Raw genomic sequence first — 20,670 nt, 5'->3', positions numbered from 1 at the left:
CGTCAGGCTGGCAGGTTGGTCAGGCCGTCGACGATTTCGCGGCCGTGCAGGATGGCCGCATGCACCGCTTCGCGCGGACTGTAGACAAAGCCGCCCTCGGCAAAGCGGGGAACCGGATATTCGTCGCCGCCTTCGAGCACGGCGCCTGCCTGGACCACCATCACCGACGCTATGAATACGGGGCCGCTGGATTGCGCCTGAACCTCGGCGTCTGCGCCCCGGGACACTTTGGCCGTCAGCCGGTATCCCTTGTAGATCAAGTTGTTCTGATGCACTTCGGATGCCCTCTTTCTGCGACCCAGCATACCCCGCCTGTCCATGACAGTTCGGATATGTTTTGTAACGAGGGCAGAGAATAGAAACACTGTTGCGCCGCAAGAATTGTGTCCCCGTTTTCTGGAGGTACTGCGCGCGACACATGCGTGCAGCGCATGACCAGGGTTGACGCGGCTTGCGGCGCAATGCGGGGCTCAATCAGGCCCCGTCCCCGCATCGGTTCACGGGGATTTCCCTAGATCTGTTGCATATGCACACCATTCAGGCGGCGACATGCCGGTCTCGCTGGGCGCCCGCGGCGGGCTGGTCATCGGCCGGGCCGAAAAAGGCGGGAAACTGCTTTTCGCCCTTTTTCGTGACGCTCAGCGCGCGCGAATCCAGGTCCTTGCTGATCCAGCCGCGGCCCGTGAGCGCATCCAGCAAGGCCGCGCCCAAGGCGCCGCCCAGGTGCGAGCGGCGTTCGCTCCAGTCCAGGCAGGAGCATGCGAAGCGCCGCCGGCGCTGGCGCGCCTGGGCCACATCCACGCCGATCTGCGCCAGCGCGGCCTCGCCCAAGGGCGTCAGCAGATAGTCGCGCCCATCCGCCGCCAGCCACTTGCGCGACAGCATGGCGTCATGGATGCGCACCGCCAGCGTGCCCGCCATGTGGTCATAGCAGGTCCGCGCCTCGCGCAGCGCCGACGGCGTGTTGGGCTTGAACGGCACGCGCTCCGCCCCGGCCACCACCAGCAAGGCTTCAAGCGCATGGGCGACCTCGGCATTGGCCAGGCGGTAGTAGCGGTGCTTGCCCTGCACGGCCATTTCCACCAGGCCCTGCTCCCGCAGGCGCTGGAAATGGCTGCTGGCCGTGGAGGCGCCGATATCGGCGGCGGCGGCCAGTTCGGTCGCCGTGCGGGCGCGGCCGTCCAGCAGCACGCACAGCATGCGCGCCCGCGCCGGATCGGCGATGGCGCCCGCCACGGCGGAGAGATTGATGTCGGCGAACTCGGATTCCATGATTCGACCCATATCAAAGTGTTGTGTGCAAGCTCAAGCATACTGCGGCTCAACACCACAAGACAGCCGGCTTGCCCGGACATCCATCCATGCGCACCCCCCGGAAATTCTTCGGCTGGACCGTTCTTTACGCCACCTTTGCGCTGGCGGTCTTCGGCTGGGGCGTCGGCTTCTACGGCCCGCCCGTGTTCCTGCACGCGGTGGCGCAGCGCACCGGCTGGGGCGTGGCGCTGGTATCCGGCGCCGTCACCCTGCACTTTCTTTGCGGCACCTTGGTCGTCGCCAACCTGCCGCGCCTGTACCGGCGCTGCGGCGTGCCCGCCGTCACCTTGGGCGGCGCCGTGCTGCTTGCGCTCGGCGTGGGCGGCTGGGCCACGGCAGAGCAGCCCTGGCAGTTGTACGCGGCCGCGCTGTTCTCGGGCATGGGCTGGGTGACGCTGGGCGCCGCCGCCGTCAACGCGCTGATCTCGCCCTGGTTCGTGCAGCGCCGGCCCGCCGCGCTGGGCATGGCCTACAACGGCGCCAGCGTCGGCGGCATCGTGTTTTCGCCCTTGTGGGTCTACCTGATCGGCCAGGCGGGATTTGCCCAGGCCGCCCTGTGGGTGGGCCTGGCGATGGTGGTCGTGATCGCCGTGCTGTCGCGCAAGGTGTTCGCCGTCACGCCGCAGCAGCTCGGCCAGGAGCCGGATGGCATATCCGCAGCGGCTCAGACGCCTGCCGCGGCAATCCAGGCCGCGTCGCCAGCGCCGCTAGCCAATCTTTGGCGCGACCGGGCCTTCCTCACCTTGGCCGCGGGCATGGCGCTGGGCCTGTTCGCCCAGATCGGCCTGATCGCGCATCTGCTGTCGATGCTGGCGCCCTTGCTGGGCGCGCAGACCGCCGGCCTGGCCATGGGGCTGGCCACGGCCGCGGCCATCGGCGGACGCACGCTGGTCGGTTGGCTGATGCCAGCCGGTGCCGACCGGCGCAAGGTGGCCTGCCTGGCCTATGCCATCCAGATCGCCGGCTCGCTGGTGCTGATGCTGGCCGCCGAGCACGCCTGGGCCATCTGGCTGGGCGTGCTGCTGTTCGGCTCGGGCATCGGGAACGCGACCTCGCTGCCGCCGCTGATCGCGCAGACCGAGTTCGCCCGCGTGGACACGCAACGCGTGGTGCCGCTGATCGTCGCCATGTCGCAAGGCGCCTATGCTTTCGCGCCCGCCTTGTTCGGCATGCTGCGGGCATGGTCCGAACAGGCCGGACAGCCGCTGCTCTGGTTCCTGGCCGTGACGGCCAGCCTGCAGGCCGCGGCCATCGCCTGTTTCGCGCTGGGGCGGATTACTCCAGCCCGCCGCGGCGGGCAACCAGCCCAGCCATGACGGCATCGCCGTTCTCGCCCGCCAGGCCTTCGGCCACGCCGCGCCTGTCGGCTAGCGTGCGGTTCTGGCTGACTTTCCATTTGCCCTCGATGCGCACAATGGGAATTTCCACGCCGATGATGGCGCGCATCTGGGCCGCGATGAAATCCGCCGGCGCGTCGGCCACGCGCCAGGGTTGCGCGCGCGCCCTTTCCTGGCTGTCGGTCAGCGCGTCCAGCTGGGCGCGCAGCCAGGCCGGATCGTCCTGGATCACAGGCGTGCCCCAGGCGTGCACGGCGACGAAGTTCCAGGTGGGCACGACCTTGTGCGTTTCGGCCTTGGTCGGGTACCACGACGGCGTGACGTAGGCCTGCGGGCCATGGAAAACGACCAGGCATTCGCGGCCCGCCGCCAGGTCGGCAAGCTGCGGGTTGGCGCGGGCCATATGCAGGCGCAGTACGCCATGCGGCCCTTCGGGATACAGCAGACAGGGAATGTGATTCGCCATCAGCCCGCCCTCCCCGCTGGTGGTGAGCACGCCCAGGGGATGGGCGCGGATGAATTCGTGCTGGACTTCGAGCGAGTCTTCGCGAAAGGCGGACGGCAGGTACATGGCGGGTTCGGCGGTAGCGGCTGAAAACCACAAGATACCGCCATCGTGGCTCCATTTCCAGGACCAGCCGAGGCTCTTTTCATGGAGCCAGAAGTGTCATGCTGGCAGCGGCTTTTCCAACAGGATGGTGGTAAAGCCGCTGTCCCATTCTTCGTCGGGATAGGTATCGATCTCGGCGTAGCCGTGCTTGCCGTAGAACTGGCGGCTGCGTGTATTGAAAGAGTCCGTCTCCAGCCGCGCGCGCGCAAATCCCGCAGCGCGGATGGCCGCTTCCATCCAGGCCAGCAAGGCGCCGCCCGCGCCCTGGCCTTGCCTTGCGGGATGCACGTGCAAGGCCCAGATGAAGTCGTTCTCCCAATCCGCCATGCCTGCAAGCGCGCCGTCGATTTCGCAGACCATGAACAGATTCCCCCTGGTGCGCACGTACTGGGCGGTCTTGCCGCTGGCGCGGAACTGCCGGTCCCGTTGCGCCGTCATTTCCGGCATCCACGTGCTTTCGTAGGTGCGCATCAGCAGGTCTTCCAGCAAGACGGCATCCTCGGGCCTGGCCGGCCTGATCATGAATTTCTGTTGTTGGTCGGTCATGCGCGGCAGTGTAGCAATGCCCGCCAAGGTCACGGATGAGGATGCGCGCGGCTATCGTCGCACGCGCTCGTACGCCTGGTTCATGCGTTCCCGCGCCCCGGTTTCGTTGGCGTAGGCGCGATCGTAGGTGTCCAGGCAACCCTGCGTGGGGTTCGGCCATTTGATCGCGGCGATCGCGGCGGTGAGCTCGTCGCGGGCCCGCTGCCAATCCTTGACGGCGGCATACCATTGCTTGGCGGTGTCCATAGTTGTCTCCCTATGTTCACTCGTCCATCGTAGTCCTGCGGCGGCGTTGCGCGGCCGCTATTACGGCTTACCCGAAACGGAATTTTCGGCCGGTACGGGATTTCATTCCAGTTTTCCCAAAATGGAATTCTGCTTTGCAGCGGAACAGTTTTTCCACCCCGCCCGCGGCGGCAAGAGCGGCGCGAAAAAGAGCAATAATTGGGCCGCCCCGGCGCGCTCGCGGCCCTTCCGTGCGCCGCGCCGAACGTCATTTTCAGGAACAGAAGAACATGAAGATCCGTCTCGCTCTGGCCGCCTGCTGTGCGGTGATCGGCCTTGCCGGCTGCACTAACCTGCCCAAGCCTCAGAACTACTCCACCTCCCTGGGCGAAAACCAAAGCCGGCTCAAGCAGGATCCCGATTGGAGCGCCGGCATGGTCTGGGTTCGCCCCGGTCCGCCGATCGCCAGCCAATACCAGAAGAAACTCATCCTGGAGCCGGTGCAATACATCCAGGGCGACCGGCCCGACGAGCTGGATATGAAGCAGGACAACGCCATGCGCGAACGCGTGCTGGCCTACCTGAACGAAGCGATCCGGCGCGAGTTCCAGCAAGCGGGTTATCAATTGTTGAACCAGCCCGCGCCGCACGCGCTGCGCCTGAGCGCCGCCATTACCGGCACCTTCCGCAACGAACGCGACCCCAGGATGATGGAGTACATCCCCATCGGCTTCGTCATCGGCCAGACCGTCAAGGCCGCCGGCTACCGCGACCAGTCCGCGCGCCTGCTGCTGGAAGCGGCCTTGCGCGATGCCAGTACCAACGAACTGCTCATCACGTCGCTGGGTACCGTCACGGGCGGCAATCTGCCCTCGGACCGCAAGCCCACCGCGGACGACGTGCGCAGCGCCATCGACGACTGGGCGCGCCACGCGCGCGAACAGTTCGACCGCATCTGGCTGGAAGACGCGCCAGAAGCCGGTTAGAACCGGCGGCGGCACTGACACTCCCTATCAGTGTTGACAGGCCCTGATCCATCAGGGCGGAACATAACGGGCCGAAGTGGGTCGAATCCATCGCGTTTTTCACCTGAAAATCACGATGTGATGAATATTGACGTCAACCCTCACTTACCCAGCGCCACGGCTAATGCTACTGTTCCGCCTGTGCAAGGAGTACATGCAATGGATCAGAAAACCAAGCCCTGGGCTTTTCCCAAGCCGCATCCGGAAAACACCCCCCGGGGCGAACGCAACAAACAGGAGTTCGACGCTCCTGCCCAAGACCCGAAATCCGCGCCCAAGCCGCGCGCAAAGAAGGAGACGCCGGCAGCCAGCCGGGCTCGCACATGAGTCCGGCGGGGCGCCCCCGGCCGCTCCACGCATAAGCTCGTCCCGCCTGCCCATGGCCCAGCGCCCGCATTCGTGACCGACGGCGCGCATCGCGGAAACCAGGATGGCCATGATCGCCGATCCACCGCTGCGAGGCAGCGGCAAGATTACCGGAGTGTTCTTCGACCCAGCAGGAGAAATCGCGGCCGTGGCCTCCGAGTTTCCCCTGCTCGCGAACCCGCGCGCCCGCGCGGCGTATGGCGGCCAGACGCTGCGCTACCGCGTGGCGCTGTACCGCCGCGGCAGCCTCATCCCGTTCGCGGCTTGCGACGAGCTGCGCCATCCCATCAATGACGTCGCCTTCCATCCGACTCAACCCGTGGTCGCGATCGGCGCCGGCAGCTACGACGGCGGCTACCTGTTCGAGGGCGACCTGCTGGCCTGGGACTGGTGCAGTGGCCTCTCCCGGCGGTTCTTCCACAACATTCCCGAAGTCGCGCGTTGCGCCTTCGACCCGGCGGGCGATGGGATCGAGGCCTGGGTGCGGCCGTGGGATGAAGAATGGGCCGGCCTGCCCGACGAGCCGCCCGACGCCGCCTTCAGCACGCTGTTCGTCGTGCGCGCGCCCTACGGCGCGGCAACCTGGTCCGATGCCAGACCGCGCGAACTGGAACTGTCGAGCGACGCCATCGCCCCGGATGGAGATCGGCCCGCGCCGGCCGCTGAAGCCCGCCTCGCGCAATGGCTGGGATTGCCGCAACTGGCGAACCGCCCAGCCATCCATGATCTTGCATGGCTGGACGCCAGGCGCATCGCGGTGGCGCACGGCGGCTGCCTGCTCGAAATCCATGACATCGAACACGGCCTGGCCACCATGTACTCCGGCGCCGGCCATGGCGCCGAGATCATCCGGGCGGCGGGCATCCATGTACACGCCGTGGAGCCCTCGAAGCGGCCCGGCATGATGTGGCGCCAGGATGCCAGGCTGTATGCCCTGACCGGCCAAGGACTGGACCTCGTCGGCGAGTACGACGGCGAATACACCTTCTCGGCCTCGTCGCAAGGCGTATTGCTGGGCCGCAGGAACCGCGTCCCCGCCGCCAGGAATGCGCGCGACCTGCTGCGCAACCTGCACACGGGCGCCGAACGGCGCGTGGACCTGGGCCACTACGACTGCTTCAATCACTACCTCCGCATCAGCGGCGCGCCGTCGCTGTTCTGCGTGCAGGGCACGCCTGCAAGTTCCCACGAGGCCAAGCGCCTGTGCATGGTCATGCCCGACGGCCAGGCCAAACCGCTATGGCCGGTGCTCAAGGCCAACGGCAAACCCGACAGCCACGCCATGGAACTTGCCGGCTGCTACGTCGACGACGCGCAAGGCGCCGGCCTGGTCATCAGCGGGCGGCACTACTCTCCTGCCGTCAATGTCGCCTGCGCCGGCTTCATCTACCGCAAGCCGCTGGACCGCGACCGTGAACTCTGGCGGCATCCCACCACCGCCTCGGCCAGCGCGGTCGTCTTCATGCCCGGCCCCGGGCTGATCGCCGCCGCGTTCCTGGACGGCGGCCTGCTGCTGCTGGATGCCGCCTCGGGCGAAGTCCGGTTGCGCGCCAGGATGCGGCTGGACGGTATGCCGACGCTGGTCCACGCGATGGATGCGCATGAGGAAAAACTGGCCTTGGGAACGGCCGACGGCAGGATAGCGGTGGCCACCGCAGGCGAGCTGCTGGCGCGCGGCGCGACGTCCGGCTGGGTGGAAATCGGCTAAGCGTAATCCCCTAGGCCCGCCGCGCAAGACACCCGCTATCCTCGCGGACGTGTCTATGCGCGACTCCCCATGACCCCTCGTCTGGATCTATATACGCTGCAGGTGTTCCTGGCCGTGCTGGAAGAAGGCAGCATCGCCGCCGCGGCCGCGCGCGAACATATCGCGCCATCAGCGCTTTCGAAACGCCTGTCCGAACTCGAACGCGTCCTGGACGTGCCGCTGTTCCAGCGCCACGCGCGCGGCGTGGAGCCCACCAGCGCGGCGCGCGCGCTGGCGCGGCGCGCACGCACCTTGCTGCATCAGACCCAGGACCTGGCCGCCGAAATCCGCGACTACTCCACCGGCCTGCGCGGCCGCGTGCGCGTCGCCGCCAACCTGTCTTCGATAGCGCAATTCCTGCCGATGGAATTGCGCCGTTTCCTGACGCGGCACCCCAACGTGCAGATCGACCTGGAAGAGTCCGTCAGTTCCGGCGTCACCCGCGCCGTGATCGACAACGCCGCCGACATCGGCGTCTACACACAGTCCGACGAAGAGAACGGGCTGGACATCTTCCCCTACCACCGCGATGTCATGGCGCTGGTGGCGCCCTCCGGACACCCTCTGTCGCGGCACCGGCAGGTCTCGTTCGCCGACACCCTGGACTACGACCATGTCGGCATGCACCGGGGCAGCGCCGCGAACTATCTGTTCACGCGCGAAGCCGCCTCCATGAGCCGCTCCCTGCGGCTGCGCTTTCAGGTCACCTCCTACGACGCGCTGGTATCCATGGTGCGCGCCGACCTGGGTATCGGCATCGTGCCCGCCAAAGCCCTGTCCGCTTACGTATGCGACGAGCTGTGCATCATTCCGCTGACCGATGCCTGGGCCAGGCGCCAGCTGAAATTGTGCGTGCGCAGCAATGAATCGCTATCGGGCGCCGCCCGGCTGCTGCTGGATCACCTGATCGCCGAAGCCGCAACGCAGCAATAGGATGCGCCGGCCTGCCCATGCGCGACGCGTGGGTTCCGAGCCATCGCGTTTCGCGATACCCCGCCGAATATTCACGATTTGTCCTGCCTGGGACCATCGCAGAAGATGGTGCCGACAACCCATGTCCCGGACATCGCCGTGCAAGGCCCTTGCGGGCACAGGATCCGGGCGCCAGGAGACGAAAGCCGTGAGCCTTCCAGACCGAGTCGAAATCGTGGAAGTCGGCATGCGCGACGGACTGCAGATCGAGTCCGAGTTCGTGCCCACCGACACCAAAATCCAGATCCTGAACGCGCTGATCGATGCCGGCGTGCGGCACTTCGAAGCCACCTCCTTCGTCTCGCCGCGCGCCGTGCCGCAGATGCGCGACGCGCAGGAAGTCCTGCAAGGCGTGCGCAAGCGCCCAGGCGTCGTGCTGGGCGCGCTGGCGCCCAACCGCAAGGGCGTCGAACGCGCCCTGCAATCGCAGGCCGACGAGATCGTCGTGTTCCTGTCCGCCACCGAGAGCCACAACACCAAGAACCTGAACCGTCCGGTCGAGCAGTCGCTGCGCGACATCGAGGACATCGCGCAGCTGCTGCAGGACCACCCCATCAAGCGCAAGGGCGCCATTGCCGTCGCCTTCGGCTGCCCCTTCGAAGGCAATGTGGACCTGGGCCGCATCCGGACCATCTTCGATCAGTTCGCGCGCCAGGGCTTCGATGCGGTGACGCTGGGCGACACCACCGGCATGGCCACGCCCCGGCTGGTGCGCGACACGGTCGAGACGCTGCGGGCCGACCATCCCGGCATCAAGATCTCGCTGCACTTCCACAACACGCGCGGCATCGGCCTGGTGAACGTGGTGGAAGGCCTGCGCGCCGGCATCACCTCATACGAGTCCTCGCTGGCCGGATTGGGCGGCTGCCCCTTCGCGCCGGGCGCCACCGGCAACATCTGCACCGAAGACCTGGTCTACCTGCTCGACGAGATGGGCGTGGACAGCGGCATCGACCTGGGCGCGCTGATCAAGGTGGCTCAGCGGCTGGAAGGCATCGTCGGCCGCGGCCTGCCCGGCCAGCTGATGAAGGCGGGACCGCGCCTGCGCCTGCACGACTACGGCGTGGCCGCCGGCGCGATCGGCTGAGGAGCCCCCATGGACAGCAAATCGAATGGCCGCGCGGCCCTGGACCTGTCGGCGGTGCGCGAGACCGGCGTCAATCTGAACCGCCCCGAATGCGTGCTGAGCACGGCCGCGGGCGATCTCTACGTGTCGGACAAGGCCGGCGGCATACGCCACATCCTGCCCAACGGCGAAGCGCGCCTGATCGGCGCCCAGCCCGGCCTGATACCCAACGGCTTCGCGCTGCTGCGCGACGGCTCGTTTGCCGTCGCCAACCTGGCCGACGACGGCGGCGTCTGGCGCGTGCAGCGCGACGGCACGGCCGAGCCCTACATCATGGAGATCGACGGCGTGGCGCTACCCGGCGTCAACTTCGTCTGGCTGGACGAGCGCGAACGCCTGTGGATCTGCGTCAGCACCGTGCGCCGCGGCGACCACCAGTTCCGCCGCGACATCGCCGACGGTTTCATCGCCGTGCACGACGAACACGGCACTCGCGTCGTGGCCCGGGACGTGCATTGGACCAACGAATGCCGCACCGATCCGGACGGCACGCACCTGTACGTCAACGAAACCTTCGGCCGGCGCCTGCTGCGCTTTCGCATCGGCGCCAACGGCGACCTCGGCGAGCGCACAGTCATCACGGAATTCGGCAAGGGCACCTATCCCGATGGCATGGCGGTCGATGAAGAGGGTCACATCTGGGTGATCAGCGTGGTCTCCAACCGGGTCATACGCGTCAGCCCGAAAGGGGAACAGCAGCTCATGCTGGAGGACGGCGACGCCGCGCACATCGACCGGCTGGAAGCCGAATACCTCGCCAACCGCCTGAGCCGCCCCATGGTCTACGACAACCATAGCAAGCGGCTGCAGAACATCACCAGCCTGGCGTTCGGCGGCCCCGACCGCAAGACCGCCTATATGGGCTGCATCAATGGCTCCAGCCTGGCGGTGTTCGATTCGCCGGTCGCCGGGCTCAAGCCCGTGCACTGGAACTGGTAGGCCGGATCCGCATCCCGGAGGAGACATCATGCACAAGAAAATATCGCAGCATCTGGTCCGCGCCTCGGCTGCCCTGCTGGCGCTTTCGATCACCGCCGCCGGCGCATTCGCGCCCGCGGGCCAGGCGCAGGCGCGGGAAATGAAGATCGCGACCATCGCCGCCTCCAACAGCCCCTGGGACCACGCCATGCGCGCCTTTGCCGAAGAGGCCGCCCGGCAATCCCAGAACGACCTGCAGGTGCACGTCTACACGGACGGGCAACTGGGCGACATCAGCAAGATCCTCTCTTCCATGCAGCTGGGCACGCTGGACATGGGTTACTTCGGCCTCGGGTCCGTGGTGTTCCTGCGCGGCGCCCAACCGCTGAACATCCTGTACGCGCCCTATCTGTTCAAGAGCGGCGAGCAGGCCGAGCGCATCATCAACAGCGACGAGTTCGCCCAGATCTTCGACGACGTGGCCAAGAAATCCGGCGTGCGAGTGTTTGCGGCCTTCGGCATACGCTCGCCGCGCGCGCTGCAAACCGTATCGCGGCCCATCAACAAACCCGAAGACGTCAAGGGCCTGAAGCTGCGCATTCCCGCCATCCCCATCCTGAAGTCCACCTTCGAGAAGCTGGGCGCGCAGGTCGTGCCGCTGGGCATGACCGAAATCTACACGGCGCTGGGCCGCGGCATGATAGATGGCCAGGACAATGGCTTTGACCTGTCGATCCCGCTGCGCTTCCACGAAGAAGCCAAGTACTGGGCGGCGACCGACCACGCCTACGAGCTGACTGGCTGGTTCATTTCCGAACGCGTCTGGCAAGGCCTGGACGCCAGGCAACGCCAGGCGCTGACCGAGGCGGCCAAGGCCGGCGGCAAGGTCGCCACCAAGCTGGACCAGGAGCTGGACGACAACGCGGTCAAGATCCTGAAGGAAGCCGGCGTCACTTACACGCAGCCCGACAAGGCCGCGTTCAAGGCGGCGCTGGCCACCGTCTACCAGCAGTACGAAGGCAAGGATTGGCCGGCCGGCATGGTCGAACGCATCCAAAAGATGCAGGAGTAAGCCATGGCCGCGCCCATGCCCGCGCCCACTATGCACGCCTCACCGCGCGCGGCCTCCGGCTGGCGTGGCCTGGCGCTGCGCGCCGACCGCGCCGTGTGCTGGATCGGCCGGCTCGCGGTCGCCCTCACCCTGGCCATGGTGCTGGTGTTCTGCTTCGCCCAGGTCCTGGACCGCTATCTGCTGAAGACGCAGTTCGACGCCTGGGACCAGGTCGCGCGCATCGGCATGCTGTGGTGCGCGTTCGTCGGCGCGGCCATGGCGCTGCGCGAGCGCCGCAACGTGGTCATAGACATCATCGACCGCCATTTGCCGGAACGCGTGCGGCGCGCGCGCGACCGCCTGTTCGACGCCTGCCTGCTGGTCCTGGCCGCCACCCTGTTCTACAAGGGCCTGGACGTGGTCGCCGTGGGCAACTTCCAGGACATCGTCGGAACGCCTTTCACCTATGCCGTCAGCTACGCCTCGCTGACCGTGGGCATGGTGTTCTTCATGCTGTTCCTGGCCCTGCGCCTGCTGATCCCCGACGCCCCCGCGCCGCATGACGCCTTCGCGCGCGGCGAGCCCGACACACCGGGAACGCATCCATGATCCTCTTTTCCGTCGTGCTTTTCGTCGTGCTCATCCTGGTAGGCCTGGACATAGGCTTCGCGATGATCACCGCCGCCTTGATAGGCATGCTGTTCAAGGGCGGCGGCGGGGTCGATATCGCCCAGGCGCCGCTGTCGATGCTGGGCGGCATAGACGAGACCGCCCTGGTCGCGATCCCCCTCTTCATCCTGGCCGGCGAACTGATGAACCGCGGCGGCGTCACGCTGCGGCTCATCAACTGGTCCATGGCCATGGTCGGACATATGCGCGGCAGCCTGTCGCAAGTCTCGTTGACCACCAACCTGGTCATGGCGGGCATCAGCGGCTCCGCCGTGGCTGACGCCAGCGCCATCGGCACCGCCATGATCCCCTCGATGAAACGCGAGGGTTACCGGCGCGGCTACCCCGAGGCGGTCATCGCCTGCGGCGCGATGCTGGGTCCCATCCTGCCCCCGTCGATCCCGATGATCGTCTATGCGGTGCTGGCCAACCTGTCCATCATCCGCCTGTTCCTGGCGGGCATCATTCCCGGCTTCATGCTGCTGGCGGGCTACATGGCCATATGCGCCTGGCAGGCGCGGCGCCATGGCTACAAATCGCGTCCGCGGGCCAGTTGGCCGGAACGCGCCAAGGTGACGCGAGCATCCATCTGGGCCTTGATGATGCCCGTCCTGATCATCGCCGGCATACGCTTCGGCCTGCTGACGGATACCGAGGCCGCGGCGTTCGTGGCCGTGTACGCCCTGCTCGTCGGCCTGGCCGTATACCGGGAACTGAAGCCGGGCGAGCTGGGATCGGCCTTCTACTCGGCCGGGCGCACCATGGCCGTGGTACTGTTCCTGCTGGCCGCCGCCGGCCCCTTCAGCTGGCTGATCAGCGAATCGCGCGTCGCGACCGCCATCGCCAAGGGCATATTGGGCATCTCGGATCAGCCCTGGGTGGTGCTGCTGACGGTGAACCTGTTCCTGATCCTGGTGGGCAAGATCCTGGAGCCGCTGCCGGCCATGATCATCACGCTGCCGGCGCTGCTGCCCATTGGCGCCCAGCTCGGCATGGACCCGATCCAGTACGCCATGATCCTGATCCTGAACCTGATGACGGGCATGCTGACGCCGCCGGTCGGCATCCTGCTGTTCGTCACGTCCGCCGTGGGCCGCACCCCGATAGGCCCCATCGTGCGCGAAATCGTGCCCTTCTTCATCTGGTCGCTGATCGTGCTCGCGCTGATCTGCGCCTTTCCTCCCCTGACCTTGTGGCTGCCGCGACTGGGCGGCTGACCACGATCCACGCAGATGCAAACCATGCCACTTACCGGAATCCGCGTCCTGGACCTGACCCGCATCATCTCCGGGCCGTATTGCACATCCATCCTGGCCGACATGGGCGCCGAAGTGATCAAGATCGAAGCGCCCGGCGAAGGCGATCCGATCCGCCGCCAAGGCGTGATCAAGGACGGCCTGAGCTGGTACTTCGCCAACTACAACCGCAACAAGCGCTCGGTGACGCTGGACCTGTACAGCGCCGAAGGCAAGGACGTCCTGCGCCAGCTGATACCGCGCTGCGACGTCGTGATCGAAAACTACCGGCCCGGCATCATGGACAAGATGGGCTTCGGCGACGAGGCCCTGAAAGCGCTGCGGCCGGACATCATCCATTGCAGCATCAATGGCTTCGGCGCATCCGGCCCCTATCGCGACCGGCCCGCCTTCGACTTCATCGCCCAGGCCATGAGCGGCTTCATGAGCCTGAATGGCGGCGAGGACGATCCGCCCATGCGCGCCGGCCCGCCCATCAGCGACCTGGCCGCCGGCCTGAATGGCGCGCTGGGCGTGGTGGCCGCGCTCTTGCGCCGCGAGCGCACCGGCCGTGGCGACTCCATCAGCGTCAGCCTGCTGTCCAGCATGATCGGGCTGCTCAGCTTCCAGGCCTCGAACTACTTCGCCAGCGGCGAGCTGCCTGCGCGAACTGGCAACGACCACGGCATCGTCGCGCCCTACGGGCTGTTCGAAACGGCCGACGGCCAGGTCGCGATCGCCCCGTCCAACGACGCCATGTATGAAAAGCTCCTGGACGCGCTGGAACTGCCCGAACTGCGCGCCCATCCGGAATTCCAGGCCAATGCCGATCGCATGCTGAACCGCGCATCCGTCAAGGCGGCCATCGAAGCCCGCACCCGCCAGCAGAGCAGCCACTACTGGATCGAACGCCTGAACCAGCATGGCGTGCCCTGCGGACAGGTGCTGAACCTGCAGGAAGTGTTCGACGACCCGCAGGTCGCGGACCAGGGGATGGCCATGGACGTTCCCCACCCCGACGGCCAGCAGGTGCGCATGCTGGGCTTTCCGATCAAGTTCGCCGAGGCGCCCTGCCAGGTCCGCAACGCCGCCCCCGCGCTGGGCGCCGACACCGATGCGGTCCTGGAAGAACTGGGGCTTTCCCGCGCCCGGATAAGGGAACTGCACGAGAAAGGAACCGTCTAGCCTCTACAGCCCCGCCCCGATTCAGCAGTACGCGTCAGCAGCATCCGCAGCAACCGACGTCTGGCGACCACGACCGGACGCGCCCACCAAGGAATGGAGACCACAACCATGCTACGTGCCCTAATGTTCTCGGCCTGCGCGCTCGCCGCCTGCGCCCCCGCCGCTGCACAGCAGTACCCGAACCAGCCCATACGCGTCATCGTGCCGTTCACGCCGGGCGGCGGCACCGACTTCCTGTCGCGCACCGTCGCCGCCAAGCTGTCCGACTCGGTGAAGTGGAACGTCGTCGCCGAGAACCGGCCCGGCGCCGGCGGCACCATAGGCATCACCACCGCCGCGCGCGCCAAGCCCGACGGCTACGAGATCGTCATGGGCCAGGTCGACAACCTGGCCGTGGCGCCTTCGCTCTACACCAAGCTGGCCTATGACCCGATCAAGGACTTCGAGCCCATAGGCATCGTCGGCGAAGCCCCGCTGGTGGTCGTGGCCAACAAGAACGGGCCGTACAAGTCCCTCAAGGACCTGATCGCCGCCGCCAAGAAGGCGCCCGGCACGATCAACTACGGCTCGCCGGGAGCCGGCACCATCACGCACCTGGCCGCCGAGCTGCTGCAGCTCCAGGCGGGCATCAAGCTCGTGCACGTGCCCTACAAGGGATCGGGCCCGGCCATGGCCGACCTGCTCGGCGGCCAGGTGCCCATCATCTTCACGTCCATCCCCTCGGCCGCGCCGCAGATCAAGGCCGGCAGCGCCGTCCCGCTCGCCGTCACCTCGGCCAAGCGCAGCCCGGCCATGCCGGACGTGCCCACCATCGCGGAATCCGGCTACCCCGACTTCGACGTGCGCGTCTGGTACGGACTGCTGGCCCCCGCAAAGACGCCCAAGCCCATCATCCAGACCCTGAACACGGAGCTCAACAAGATCCTGGCCTTGAAGGACGTGCAGGACGCGCTGGCGGCACAGGGCGCAACCGCCATGCCCACCACGCCCGCGCAGTTTTCGCAGACCATCGCCGCGGACTACAAGAAGTGGCGCGGCGTCATCCAGTCCGCCAACGTGAAACTTGAATAGCGCCGGACGTTGAGTTTTCGGCAGCCATCGGTACCGCAAACCGCCGCCCCATTTCAACACCCGCGCGGCCTGGAAAACAGCCTAGGCCAAACGCATGCACCGCCTCATGCGTATGCACGACGCTCCCCAGGGAAGCGCCGCGCATGCGCTTGGATGATGGGCCGCAGCAGCATTGACAGGGATAGGGCCAGTCGAGACGATGACCTCAGCGCCACAGCTTTCAACGTGGCGCAAGTGAAGGAGGCTCATCATGTCAATCTCGTGCAGACGACTGGAGGATGTGATTGCGGTCTCGGCAGCAGGAGACCAATACCGGATCGAACGACATATCATTCAACAACCCGCTACGGAAGAAAGTCCCGATCCATGCATCGTGCTGCAATGCCGCCTATCCACTGGCGGCGCCGTGATCTGGGAGGGCAAGGACGTGTATCGATTGAAGTCTGGTGAAATCCTCCGGCCGGTGAATCGGAGGAAGAAGAAGAGTCCTTTTGAAGGGTAGGAATGAAAAGCCCGCGGCTGTACTTGCGGGCTTTTGATTGGGCGACTCCAGACTTGCGATCCGATCATCCTCCTGGCGTTGCGCCCATCGACCGCCCTCTTGGCGCCCATTCTTCTAGACAGACTTTACGCGCCCTGCCGTGACGACAAGTCCAACGCCGGCCATCACCAACGCAATACCAGCCGATGTCATCCAGCCCGGGATCTCGCCAAGAACGACGATGCCGATCAGAGCGGCAAAGGCGGGAGCGAGAGCCCCAAAGATCGCCGCGCGCGGGCCTCCCAGTCGGCGAACGGCTTCCGTATAGAAGAACATTCCAAGGATCGCGACCGCGACGCCCTGCGCCACGACTTGAAATGCCAAAGCCGCGGCAGGCGCCGAGAAAATGTTCGGCTTCAGGCACAGGAAGTAGATCGGCGCGAACAGCAACGCCGAGAAGCAATTGACTAGCGCCGTCGCATGCCAGGGACTGATGCCAGAGCGCCTTTGCGCCACCGTGAAGCTCGCAAAAAACAGACCCGCAAGAAGGAATAGGAAATCGCCTCGCCATTCCCCGGCGGCGCGATTCGCGATGAGCGAGTAGCCCCCGATGCAAAACACTCCTGCAATGACGACTCCCATGCCGCCAAGCTGTTTCCTGGTGAATCTCTCGTGGAACAGAACCCCGGACAGCACGGCCACCCAGATTGGCATCATCCCTATCATGAGTGTTGCAACATGAGAGGCCGGTGCAAACTGCATCCCCACCGAACCCAACAGCATGAAAGGAACGCCGGCGCCAAGCACCATTACCACCAAGCGCGGCATACCGATCTGTTGTATGCCCAGCCCCTTTCGCACAAGGATAGGCCACAGAAGCAGGCCCGACACGCCAAAGCGCAGGAACGTCACGTCGGAAGGTCCAAGGCTGGTCGTCACCGCGTAGCGCGTGGCGACGGACCACCCCGACCAAATCAATGCGACTGCCAAGCCGCAAAGCACTCCCGATGCGGCGCTGGGTTCTCCCATGACACCGGTACCGATGGATCCGATTCTCACAGCCCTGGTCCTATTCTCGATAAAGATTGCTCACGAAACAGACTCTAGGCAGAATTGGGAACCGTGAAAAATTGATTATTGAGAATGGACCATTCTTTAAAAGCGATGAATCAATGGAATTCTCAGACTTAAAGATCTTTCTTGCGGTAGTGCGCTCCGGCGGCGTAGTGCGCGCAGCCGAAGTGCTGCATCGAGCGCAATCAAGCGTCACTTCCCGCATCAAGGCCTTGGAAGAAAAGCTGGGCGTTCAGCTTTTTTTGCGTGAGGGCCGCCGCCTGCAACTCTCGCCAGCCGGAAAGATCCTGGTCGGCTATGCCGAGCGCATTGTTGAACTGTCGAGGGAAGCCACAAGCGCCGTAAACGCAGACCAGCCTTCGGGCGTCCTGCGGCTTGGCGCAATGGAGAGCACGGCCGCCGTGCGGTTGCCATACCCTCTCGGCCTATATCATGAGCGCTATCCGGCCGTGGCGTTGGAGCTTTCCTCCGGAGATCCCCGCGACCTGGTCAAAAAGGTTCTCGGTTCAGAACTGGACGCCGCACTGATTGCCGACCCGGTATCGGATCCCCGGCTGGAGGCAAAAGCCATTTATGACGAGGAACTCGTCATCATCGCCGAAGCAAAGCACAGCGGGATTTCATCGCCCAGGGACCTGGCCTCCAGATCGATACTGGCATTCCATCCTGGATGCCCGCACCGCAAGCGCCTGGAAAATTGGTTTGCGCGCGGAAACATCGAGCCTGAGCGGATCGTCGAAGTCGGCTCGTATCACCTGATCCTGGGGTGCGTCGCGGTCGGCATGGGCATAGCCCTGGTTCCCTACAGTGTCCTGAGCACATATGCCGAGCGGGACAGGCTGAGCGTCCATAAGCTGAAAGCAAAATTCAGAAACGTGAAAACTCGCCTGATCTGGCGCAAGGATGCGCCACAGGCAAAGATTCTCGCCTTGGCGGCGGTACTCACGGAGAGCTATCTGATGCAGGAAAGCGCCGCCGAGAAAATCTACGCCCCCCACACCCCGGACGACTGACACCAGCACTGCCGCCGCGGCACCCGCTGCGGCGGAATCGGGAAGCGGCCGAGGCGCGCTAGGTTTTCTCCCACGCTTGCACCACGGCGCGCTGCCGCGCCGCGCATTCCCCATACCGCAGCGCCAGCGCGATGTAGCTGCGCGCAAGATCGTCCCAGCTATCGCTCTTCACCTCTGGCACCTGCGGGCAAGGCTGGGCCAGGTTGGCCGGCAGCATTGGCCAGACGGCCGGCTTCGTTGAGGTGCCGCAGCCGCCCAGCGTCAATGTGGCAGCCAGCAGGCAGAGGGCTCTGGACTTCGACACGGGTGTACCTCTCGATGATCTTGGGGTTGGCGTCGCGCAGCGCGATGAGCGCCCCCTCCAGGGTTTCGGATATGCCGCCCAGGCGCACCGTCTGACGCTTGAACTCGGCCAGTTCGGCCAGCGCGTAGTCGGCGTTTGCCTGGTCGATGCCGGCACGGTACTGAGCTGAGCCATACCAGCGCACGCCCAGAACGGAAACGACCACCAGGATGGCGCCGATCAGATACGGCGCCAAAGTACGTAGCGATACGTTCATGCACGCCCCTTCCAGTCGCGTGGAATCTGGAAATGCGGGCCGTCTTTGAGCGTCTTCCAGTCGCCGCCCCACTCCACCGGCACGCCAAGCTCGGCCGCGCAGGCTTTGACCATCTGAGCCAGATCGGCGAAGGCCTGCCAGTTGCTCCACGGAATCGCCCCACCGATCAAAGGCGCCAGGTCGACGGCATGGCTCAAGCCATCCGCCTGCGGCAAGTGGTAGCTGGCTATTGTCTGGCTGGCGCCCTTGGCGACGTTCTCGCGCTGTTGCGCAATGGTCCGGACGCCTTCCACCACGGTGAAATCGACAAGGGCGCGCTGAATCGCCAGTTGGACGATCGCGACCAAGTCAGGATGCACGCCGACCAAGCGGCTTAGGCTGCGTGGAGATAGCTGAAACGTGTTCATTGGCGGGGCCTCCGATGCTCCGCCGTCGCCGCGGTGACAAGCAAAGCCACCGATCTGGCCAGCACCGCCCAAAGCGTCAAGGTGTTAGAGCCTTCCACGTCATGCCCCTTTTCCGCGCACGCGGTCAATCACGGCCTGCCATAGCGCGCCAATGGGGGCTGCCAGCACAGCCTCCCACCCGCGCGAAACGATAGCCATGCCAAACATGCCAGTCAGAAATCCAGCCAACCCCTCCGGAATGCCCAGCAGCAGCGACAGGTACGGCGAGGCGTAATAGGCGACCAATGAGCCGCTCGCTGCCATGCCCAGCCGCGCCGGCCACGACCCTTGCAGGTAGTGCATCGACACCACCGCGCCCAACACGCCAGCAAGCTTTGCCGCGAGGGCGTCGAAATCTTGGATGTTCAATCTCGTTCCTCGTAGGACTGGGTAGGGTGATGGGTCACCCCCTCTGCCCCCCCAAACCACCGTACATGCGGTTCCGCATACCGCGGTTCAGTTGCGCCACGCCTTCATGCCGTTACGCTTCACTTCAACCACTGTGACCAGTTCATGGCGGGACTCGCAACCACAGGAGTGCGCCCATGCTGGGCACACCAAAAAAAGCCCGCAGAAGCGGGCTCGGGATCCTGTCGAAGTTGTGCGCCTGCCGTCACACGGGGGCCTGCGGCCAATCAATGGACTGCGGGAATCCGGATTGCAACGGGACATCACGGAGCGAGGCACGGTAGTCGAGCTGGTGCCGGGCAGCGCATTCGGCGTACTGGAACGCCAGCGCCGCATGCACCTTCGCTAGATCGTCCCAGGAGGTCGAATCAACGCGGGGGATCGGCGGGCACAGCTCACTGGCGCACGCCATACAAATGCCGCTCCAGCGCGATGCCCGTCACCAGCTGCACGCCCAGCGCGGCCGCGGCGGCATAGCCCTTCCGGCCGATCAGGATTGCAGGCAGACCCACTTATCCACCTCCCTGCGCGAGACCAAACCGGGCAGCGTCACCAGCACACCGCCCTGCCGTCCCTTGACCCAACGTTCGAACTCAGCACAGCCGCCGGCATAATCGCCCGCGTTGAACTTGCGCCGCATTGTGGACTGCCCAAGATTGCCCGCGCCCAGGTTGTAGGTGAAGTCGATGTGCGCCGCACGCTGCCAGTCGTTGAGCGGCGCCGTGATCAGGCGCCGCACGGCACGGTCGGCGATAGCTAGGTCAGAGTCCCGCCATGCATCGCATACGGCGTCGGTGTATAGCCGCTTCGGATCGATATCGGGGTCGGTATGTCCGTCACATACAGTGAGTACGCCAACCGGGTCGATGTAGAGCTTGCCACGAACTTTGCCTGGTTCGAAGTGCGCCACCAGCACTCCAGCGATCACTAGCGGACCACCAACCGCAGCAGCCAGGATTTTCTGTTTTAGGCTTTGAGGAATCATTTCCAGAATCCCTAAACTGCGGCCATCGCTGCCAACGTAGCCGCAATTGCCGCCGCGATATACCCGATAGGACGCACCAGCTTTCCCAGCCCCTGCAATACCTTGAAGCCCCCCGGCCAACGCCGGGAAGGTGTCCACGATGTCCTGAGTGTTCTGCCGAATCTGTTCTATCGAATCGGTGTTCTGAGCGGTGGCTACGGTGTTTGTCTGCATGTCGCGCTTGATCTTTTCCATACGGTCCTCAAACATGACGAGGCGTGCATGGGTGGATTTCACAAAAGCGGTGAGATTCGGGTCAGCCATGGG

Annotated in this window: 26 protein-coding genes; 14 read left to right on the top strand and 12 right to left on the bottom strand. The window is 65.4% G+C overall.

The annotated features are described in order from the left end of the window. Window positions 1–2: 2 nt before the first annotated feature. Complete coding sequence (locus BRO63_RS22770; RefSeq protein WP_054453716.1) at window positions 3–275, bottom strand: hypothetical protein; 273 nt, start codon at window positions 273–275, stop codon at window positions 3–5. Between the two features lie 262 nt (window positions 276–537). Beyond that, window positions 538–1,272 (bottom strand): ArsR/SmtB family transcription factor, encoded by a 735-nt coding sequence (locus BRO63_RS22765; protein ID WP_088141976.1) that lies wholly within the window; start codon window positions 1,270–1,272, stop codon window positions 538–540. An 89-nt stretch (window positions 1,273–1,361) separates the two neighbouring features. Between BRO63_RS22765 and BRO63_RS22760 the strand changes: the two genes are divergently transcribed. Next, window positions 1,362–2,630, top strand: a complete 1,269-nt coding sequence (locus BRO63_RS22760) for an MFS transporter (RefSeq protein ID WP_088141975.1) — start codon at window positions 1,362–1,364, stop codon at window positions 2,628–2,630. Here the strand turns inward: BRO63_RS22760 and BRO63_RS22755 are convergent. From BRO63_RS22755 to BRO63_RS22745, 3 genes are all read right to left on the bottom strand, one after another. After that, window positions 2,590–3,222, bottom strand: a complete 633-nt coding sequence (locus BRO63_RS22755; RefSeq protein ID WP_088142039.1) for an FMN-binding negative transcriptional regulator — start codon at window positions 3,220–3,222, stop codon at window positions 2,590–2,592. The two genes, BRO63_RS22760 and BRO63_RS22755, sit on opposite strands and share 41 nt — an antisense overlap. Window positions 3,223–3,318: 96 nt before the next feature. Further along, window positions 3,319–3,807 (bottom strand): GNAT family N-acetyltransferase, encoded by a 489-nt coding sequence (locus tag BRO63_RS22750; RefSeq protein ID WP_088141974.1) that lies wholly within the window; start codon window positions 3,805–3,807, stop codon window positions 3,319–3,321. Between the two features lie 51 nt (window positions 3,808–3,858). Further along, complete coding sequence (locus tag BRO63_RS22745) at window positions 3,859–4,053, bottom strand: hypothetical protein (RefSeq protein ID WP_088141973.1); 195 nt, start codon at window positions 4,051–4,053, stop codon at window positions 3,859–3,861. A gap of 269 nt (window positions 4,054–4,322) precedes the next feature. On the opposite strand from BRO63_RS22745, the gene BRO63_RS22740 reads away from it, so the two are divergent. From BRO63_RS22740 to BRO63_RS34055, 12 genes are all read left to right on the top strand, one after another. After that, window positions 4,323–5,018, top strand: a complete 696-nt coding sequence (locus tag BRO63_RS22740) for a DUF3313 domain-containing protein (protein WP_088142038.1) — start codon at window positions 4,323–4,325, stop codon at window positions 5,016–5,018. 198 nt (window positions 5,019–5,216) lie between these two features. Then, a complete protein-coding gene (locus BRO63_RS34270) occupies window positions 5,217–5,384 on the top strand; it encodes a hypothetical protein (protein WP_179215191.1) in 168 nt (55 codons plus the stop codon). A gap of 109 nt (window positions 5,385–5,493) precedes the next feature. Further along, window positions 5,494–7,131: a hypothetical protein gene (locus BRO63_RS22735; RefSeq protein WP_256943390.1), complete on the top strand. Its 1,638-nt coding sequence runs from the start codon at window positions 5,494–5,496 to the stop codon at window positions 7,129–7,131. Window positions 7,132–7,200: 69 nt separating this feature from the next. Further along, a complete protein-coding gene (locus tag BRO63_RS22730; protein WP_088141971.1) occupies window positions 7,201–8,103 on the top strand; it encodes a LysR family transcriptional regulator in 903 nt (300 codons plus the stop codon). A 187-nt stretch (window positions 8,104–8,290) separates the two neighbouring features. After that, window positions 8,291–9,229 carry a hydroxymethylglutaryl-CoA lyase gene (locus BRO63_RS22725; protein WP_088141970.1) on the top strand — a complete coding sequence of 313 codons (939 nt, stop codon included), beginning with the start codon at window positions 8,291–8,293 and terminating at the stop codon, window positions 9,227–9,229. A 9-nt stretch (window positions 9,230–9,238) separates the two neighbouring features. Beyond that, window positions 9,239–10,207, top strand: coding sequence for an SMP-30/gluconolactonase/LRE family protein (locus tag BRO63_RS22720; RefSeq protein WP_088141969.1), 969 nt, complete (start codon window positions 9,239–9,241; stop codon window positions 10,205–10,207). Between the two features lie 28 nt (window positions 10,208–10,235). Continuing rightward, window positions 10,236–11,258: a TRAP transporter substrate-binding protein gene (locus tag BRO63_RS22715; RefSeq protein ID WP_179215190.1), complete on the top strand. Its 1,023-nt coding sequence runs from the start codon at window positions 10,236–10,238 to the stop codon at window positions 11,256–11,258. A 3-nt stretch (window positions 11,259–11,261) separates the two neighbouring features. Then, window positions 11,262–11,846, top strand: a complete 585-nt coding sequence (locus tag BRO63_RS22710; RefSeq protein WP_088141967.1) for a TRAP transporter small permease — start codon at window positions 11,262–11,264, stop codon at window positions 11,844–11,846. Beyond that, on the top strand, window positions 11,843–13,123 hold the full coding sequence (locus tag BRO63_RS22705; RefSeq protein ID WP_088141966.1) for a TRAP transporter large permease: 1,281 nt from the start codon (window positions 11,843–11,845) through the stop codon (window positions 13,121–13,123). The genes BRO63_RS22710 and BRO63_RS22705 overlap by 4 nt, the downstream gene beginning before the upstream one ends. 24 nt (window positions 13,124–13,147) lie before the next feature. Then, a complete protein-coding gene (locus BRO63_RS22700) occupies window positions 13,148–14,326 on the top strand; it encodes a CaiB/BaiF CoA transferase family protein (RefSeq protein WP_256942984.1) in 1,179 nt (392 codons plus the stop codon). Window positions 14,327–14,434: 108 nt separating this feature from the next. Continuing rightward, a complete protein-coding gene (locus tag BRO63_RS22695) occupies window positions 14,435–15,397 on the top strand; it encodes a Bug family tripartite tricarboxylate transporter substrate binding protein (RefSeq protein ID WP_088141964.1) in 963 nt (320 codons plus the stop codon). Window positions 15,398–15,647: 250 nt separating this feature from the next. Further along, complete coding sequence (locus tag BRO63_RS34055; protein WP_143219505.1) at window positions 15,648–15,899, top strand: hypothetical protein; 252 nt, start codon at window positions 15,648–15,650, stop codon at window positions 15,897–15,899. Between the two features lie 114 nt (window positions 15,900–16,013). Here BRO63_RS34055 and BRO63_RS22690 read toward each other — a convergent pair whose 3' ends face one another. Further along, window positions 16,014–16,907 carry a DMT family transporter gene (locus tag BRO63_RS22690; protein ID WP_088141963.1) on the bottom strand — a complete coding sequence of 298 codons (894 nt, stop codon included), beginning with the start codon at window positions 16,905–16,907 and terminating at the stop codon, window positions 16,014–16,016. Between the two features lie 56 nt (window positions 16,908–16,963). On the opposite strand from BRO63_RS22690, the gene BRO63_RS22685 reads away from it, so the two are divergent. Then, the gene (locus BRO63_RS22685) at window positions 16,964–17,965 is read left to right on the top strand and encodes a LysR family transcriptional regulator (protein ID WP_256943389.1); all 1,002 of its coding nucleotides are present in this window, start codon (window positions 16,964–16,966) and stop codon (window positions 17,963–17,965) included. A gap of 58 nt (window positions 17,966–18,023) precedes the next feature. On the opposite strand, the gene BRO63_RS34695 is transcribed toward BRO63_RS22685, so the two are convergent. The 6 genes from BRO63_RS34695 to BRO63_RS34550 all read right to left on the bottom strand — a co-directional run bounded on the left by BRO63_RS34695 (window position 18,024) and on the right by BRO63_RS34550 (window position 20,667). Beyond that, a complete protein-coding gene (locus tag BRO63_RS34695; RefSeq protein WP_444978605.1) occupies window positions 18,024–18,182 on the bottom strand; it encodes a hypothetical protein in 159 nt (52 codons plus the stop codon). Then, window positions 18,124–18,525 (bottom strand): hypothetical protein, encoded by a 402-nt coding sequence (locus tag BRO63_RS22680; protein WP_088141961.1) that lies wholly within the window; start codon window positions 18,523–18,525, stop codon window positions 18,124–18,126. The genes BRO63_RS34695 and BRO63_RS22680 overlap by 59 nt, the downstream gene beginning before the upstream one ends. Then, a complete protein-coding gene (locus tag BRO63_RS22675) occupies window positions 18,522–18,932 on the bottom strand; it encodes a M15 family metallopeptidase (protein WP_088141960.1) in 411 nt (136 codons plus the stop codon). The genes BRO63_RS22680 and BRO63_RS22675 overlap by 4 nt, the downstream gene beginning before the upstream one ends. 99 nt (window positions 18,933–19,031) lie before the next feature. After that, window positions 19,032–19,340 (bottom strand): hypothetical protein, encoded by a 309-nt coding sequence (locus BRO63_RS22670; protein ID WP_088141959.1) that lies wholly within the window; start codon window positions 19,338–19,340, stop codon window positions 19,032–19,034. Window positions 19,341–19,584: 244 nt separating this feature from the next. Next, entirely contained in the window at window positions 19,585–19,791 is a 207-nt protein-coding gene (locus tag BRO63_RS34675; RefSeq protein WP_088141958.1) for a phage tail assembly chaperone, read from the bottom strand. A gap of 78 nt (window positions 19,792–19,869) precedes the next feature. Next, window positions 19,870–20,667, bottom strand: a complete 798-nt coding sequence (locus BRO63_RS34550; RefSeq protein WP_256943388.1) for a lysozyme — start codon at window positions 20,665–20,667, stop codon at window positions 19,870–19,872. Between the last annotated feature and the right edge of the window lie 3 nt (window positions 20,668–20,670).

The sequence above is a fragment of the Achromobacter xylosoxidans genome, assembly GCF_002192695.1.
GTDB classification, from domain to species: domain Bacteria; phylum Pseudomonadota; class Gammaproteobacteria; order Burkholderiales; family Burkholderiaceae_B; genus Achromobacter; species Achromobacter xylosoxidans_C.
The sequence above is the reverse complement of the archived record's forward strand: the minus strand, read 5'-3'. Positions and strand labels throughout refer to the sequence as shown.

What these genes read in the sequence shown, in the direction of transcription:
- BRO63_RS34270 (WP_179215191.1), top strand. Translation starts at nt 5,217, where the DNA reads ATGGATCAGAAAACCAAGCCCTGGGCTTTTCCCAAGCCGCATCCGGAA.
- BRO63_RS22700 (WP_256942984.1), top strand. Translation starts at nt 13,148, where the DNA reads ATGCCACTTACCGGAATCCGCGTCCTGGACCTGACCCGCATCATCTCC.
- BRO63_RS22765 (WP_088141976.1), bottom strand. Translation starts at nt 1,272, where the DNA reads ATGGAATCCGAGTTCGCCGACATCAATCTCTCCGCCGTGGCGGGCGCC.
- BRO63_RS22745 (WP_088141973.1), bottom strand. Translation starts at nt 4,053, where the DNA reads ATGGACACCGCCAAGCAATGGTATGCCGCCGTCAAGGATTGGCAGCGG.
- BRO63_RS22695 (WP_088141964.1), top strand. Translation starts at nt 14,435, where the DNA reads ATGCTACGTGCCCTAATGTTCTCGGCCTGCGCGCTCGCCGCCTGCGCC.
- BRO63_RS22720 (WP_088141969.1), top strand. Translation starts at nt 9,239, where the DNA reads ATGGACAGCAAATCGAATGGCCGCGCGGCCCTGGACCTGTCGGCGGTG.
- BRO63_RS22680 (WP_088141961.1), bottom strand. Translation starts at nt 18,525, where the DNA reads ATGAACGTATCGCTACGTACTTTGGCGCCGTATCTGATCGGCGCCATC.
- BRO63_RS34695 (WP_444978605.1), bottom strand. Translation starts at nt 18,182, where the DNA reads ATGCTGCCGGCCAACCTGGCCCAGCCTTGCCCGCAGGTGCCAGAGGTG.
- BRO63_RS22750 (WP_088141974.1), bottom strand. Translation starts at nt 3,807, where the DNA reads ATGACCGACCAACAACAGAAATTCATGATCAGGCCGGCCAGGCCCGAG.
- BRO63_RS22755 (WP_088142039.1), bottom strand. Translation starts at nt 3,222, where the DNA reads ATGTACCTGCCGTCCGCCTTTCGCGAAGACTCGCTCGAAGTCCAGCAC.
- BRO63_RS22690 (WP_088141963.1), bottom strand. Translation starts at nt 16,907, where the DNA reads ATGGGAGAACCCAGCGCCGCATCGGGAGTGCTTTGCGGCTTGGCAGTC.
- BRO63_RS22730 (WP_088141971.1), top strand. Translation starts at nt 7,201, where the DNA reads ATGACCCCTCGTCTGGATCTATATACGCTGCAGGTGTTCCTGGCCGTG.
- BRO63_RS22705 (WP_088141966.1), top strand. Translation starts at nt 11,843, where the DNA reads ATGATCCTCTTTTCCGTCGTGCTTTTCGTCGTGCTCATCCTGGTAGGC.
- BRO63_RS34055 (WP_143219505.1), top strand. Translation starts at nt 15,648, where the DNA reads ATGTCAATCTCGTGCAGACGACTGGAGGATGTGATTGCGGTCTCGGCA.
- BRO63_RS22740 (WP_088142038.1), top strand. Translation starts at nt 4,323, where the DNA reads ATGAAGATCCGTCTCGCTCTGGCCGCCTGCTGTGCGGTGATCGGCCTT.
- BRO63_RS34675 (WP_088141958.1), bottom strand. Translation starts at nt 19,791, where the DNA reads ATGGCGTGCGCCAGTGAGCTGTGCCCGCCGATCCCCCGCGTTGATTCG.
- BRO63_RS22675 (WP_088141960.1), bottom strand. Translation starts at nt 18,932, where the DNA reads ATGAACACGTTTCAGCTATCTCCACGCAGCCTAAGCCGCTTGGTCGGC.
- BRO63_RS22710 (WP_088141967.1), top strand. Translation starts at nt 11,262, where the DNA reads ATGGCCGCGCCCATGCCCGCGCCCACTATGCACGCCTCACCGCGCGCG.
- BRO63_RS22760 (WP_088141975.1), top strand. Translation starts at nt 1,362, where the DNA reads ATGCGCACCCCCCGGAAATTCTTCGGCTGGACCGTTCTTTACGCCACC.
- BRO63_RS22735 (WP_256943390.1), top strand. Translation starts at nt 5,494, where the DNA reads ATGATCGCCGATCCACCGCTGCGAGGCAGCGGCAAGATTACCGGAGTG.
- BRO63_RS22715 (WP_179215190.1), top strand. Translation starts at nt 10,236, where the DNA reads ATGCACAAGAAAATATCGCAGCATCTGGTCCGCGCCTCGGCTGCCCTG.
- BRO63_RS34550 (WP_256943388.1), bottom strand. Translation starts at nt 20,667, where the DNA reads ATGGCTGACCCGAATCTCACCGCTTTTGTGAAATCCACCCATGCACGC.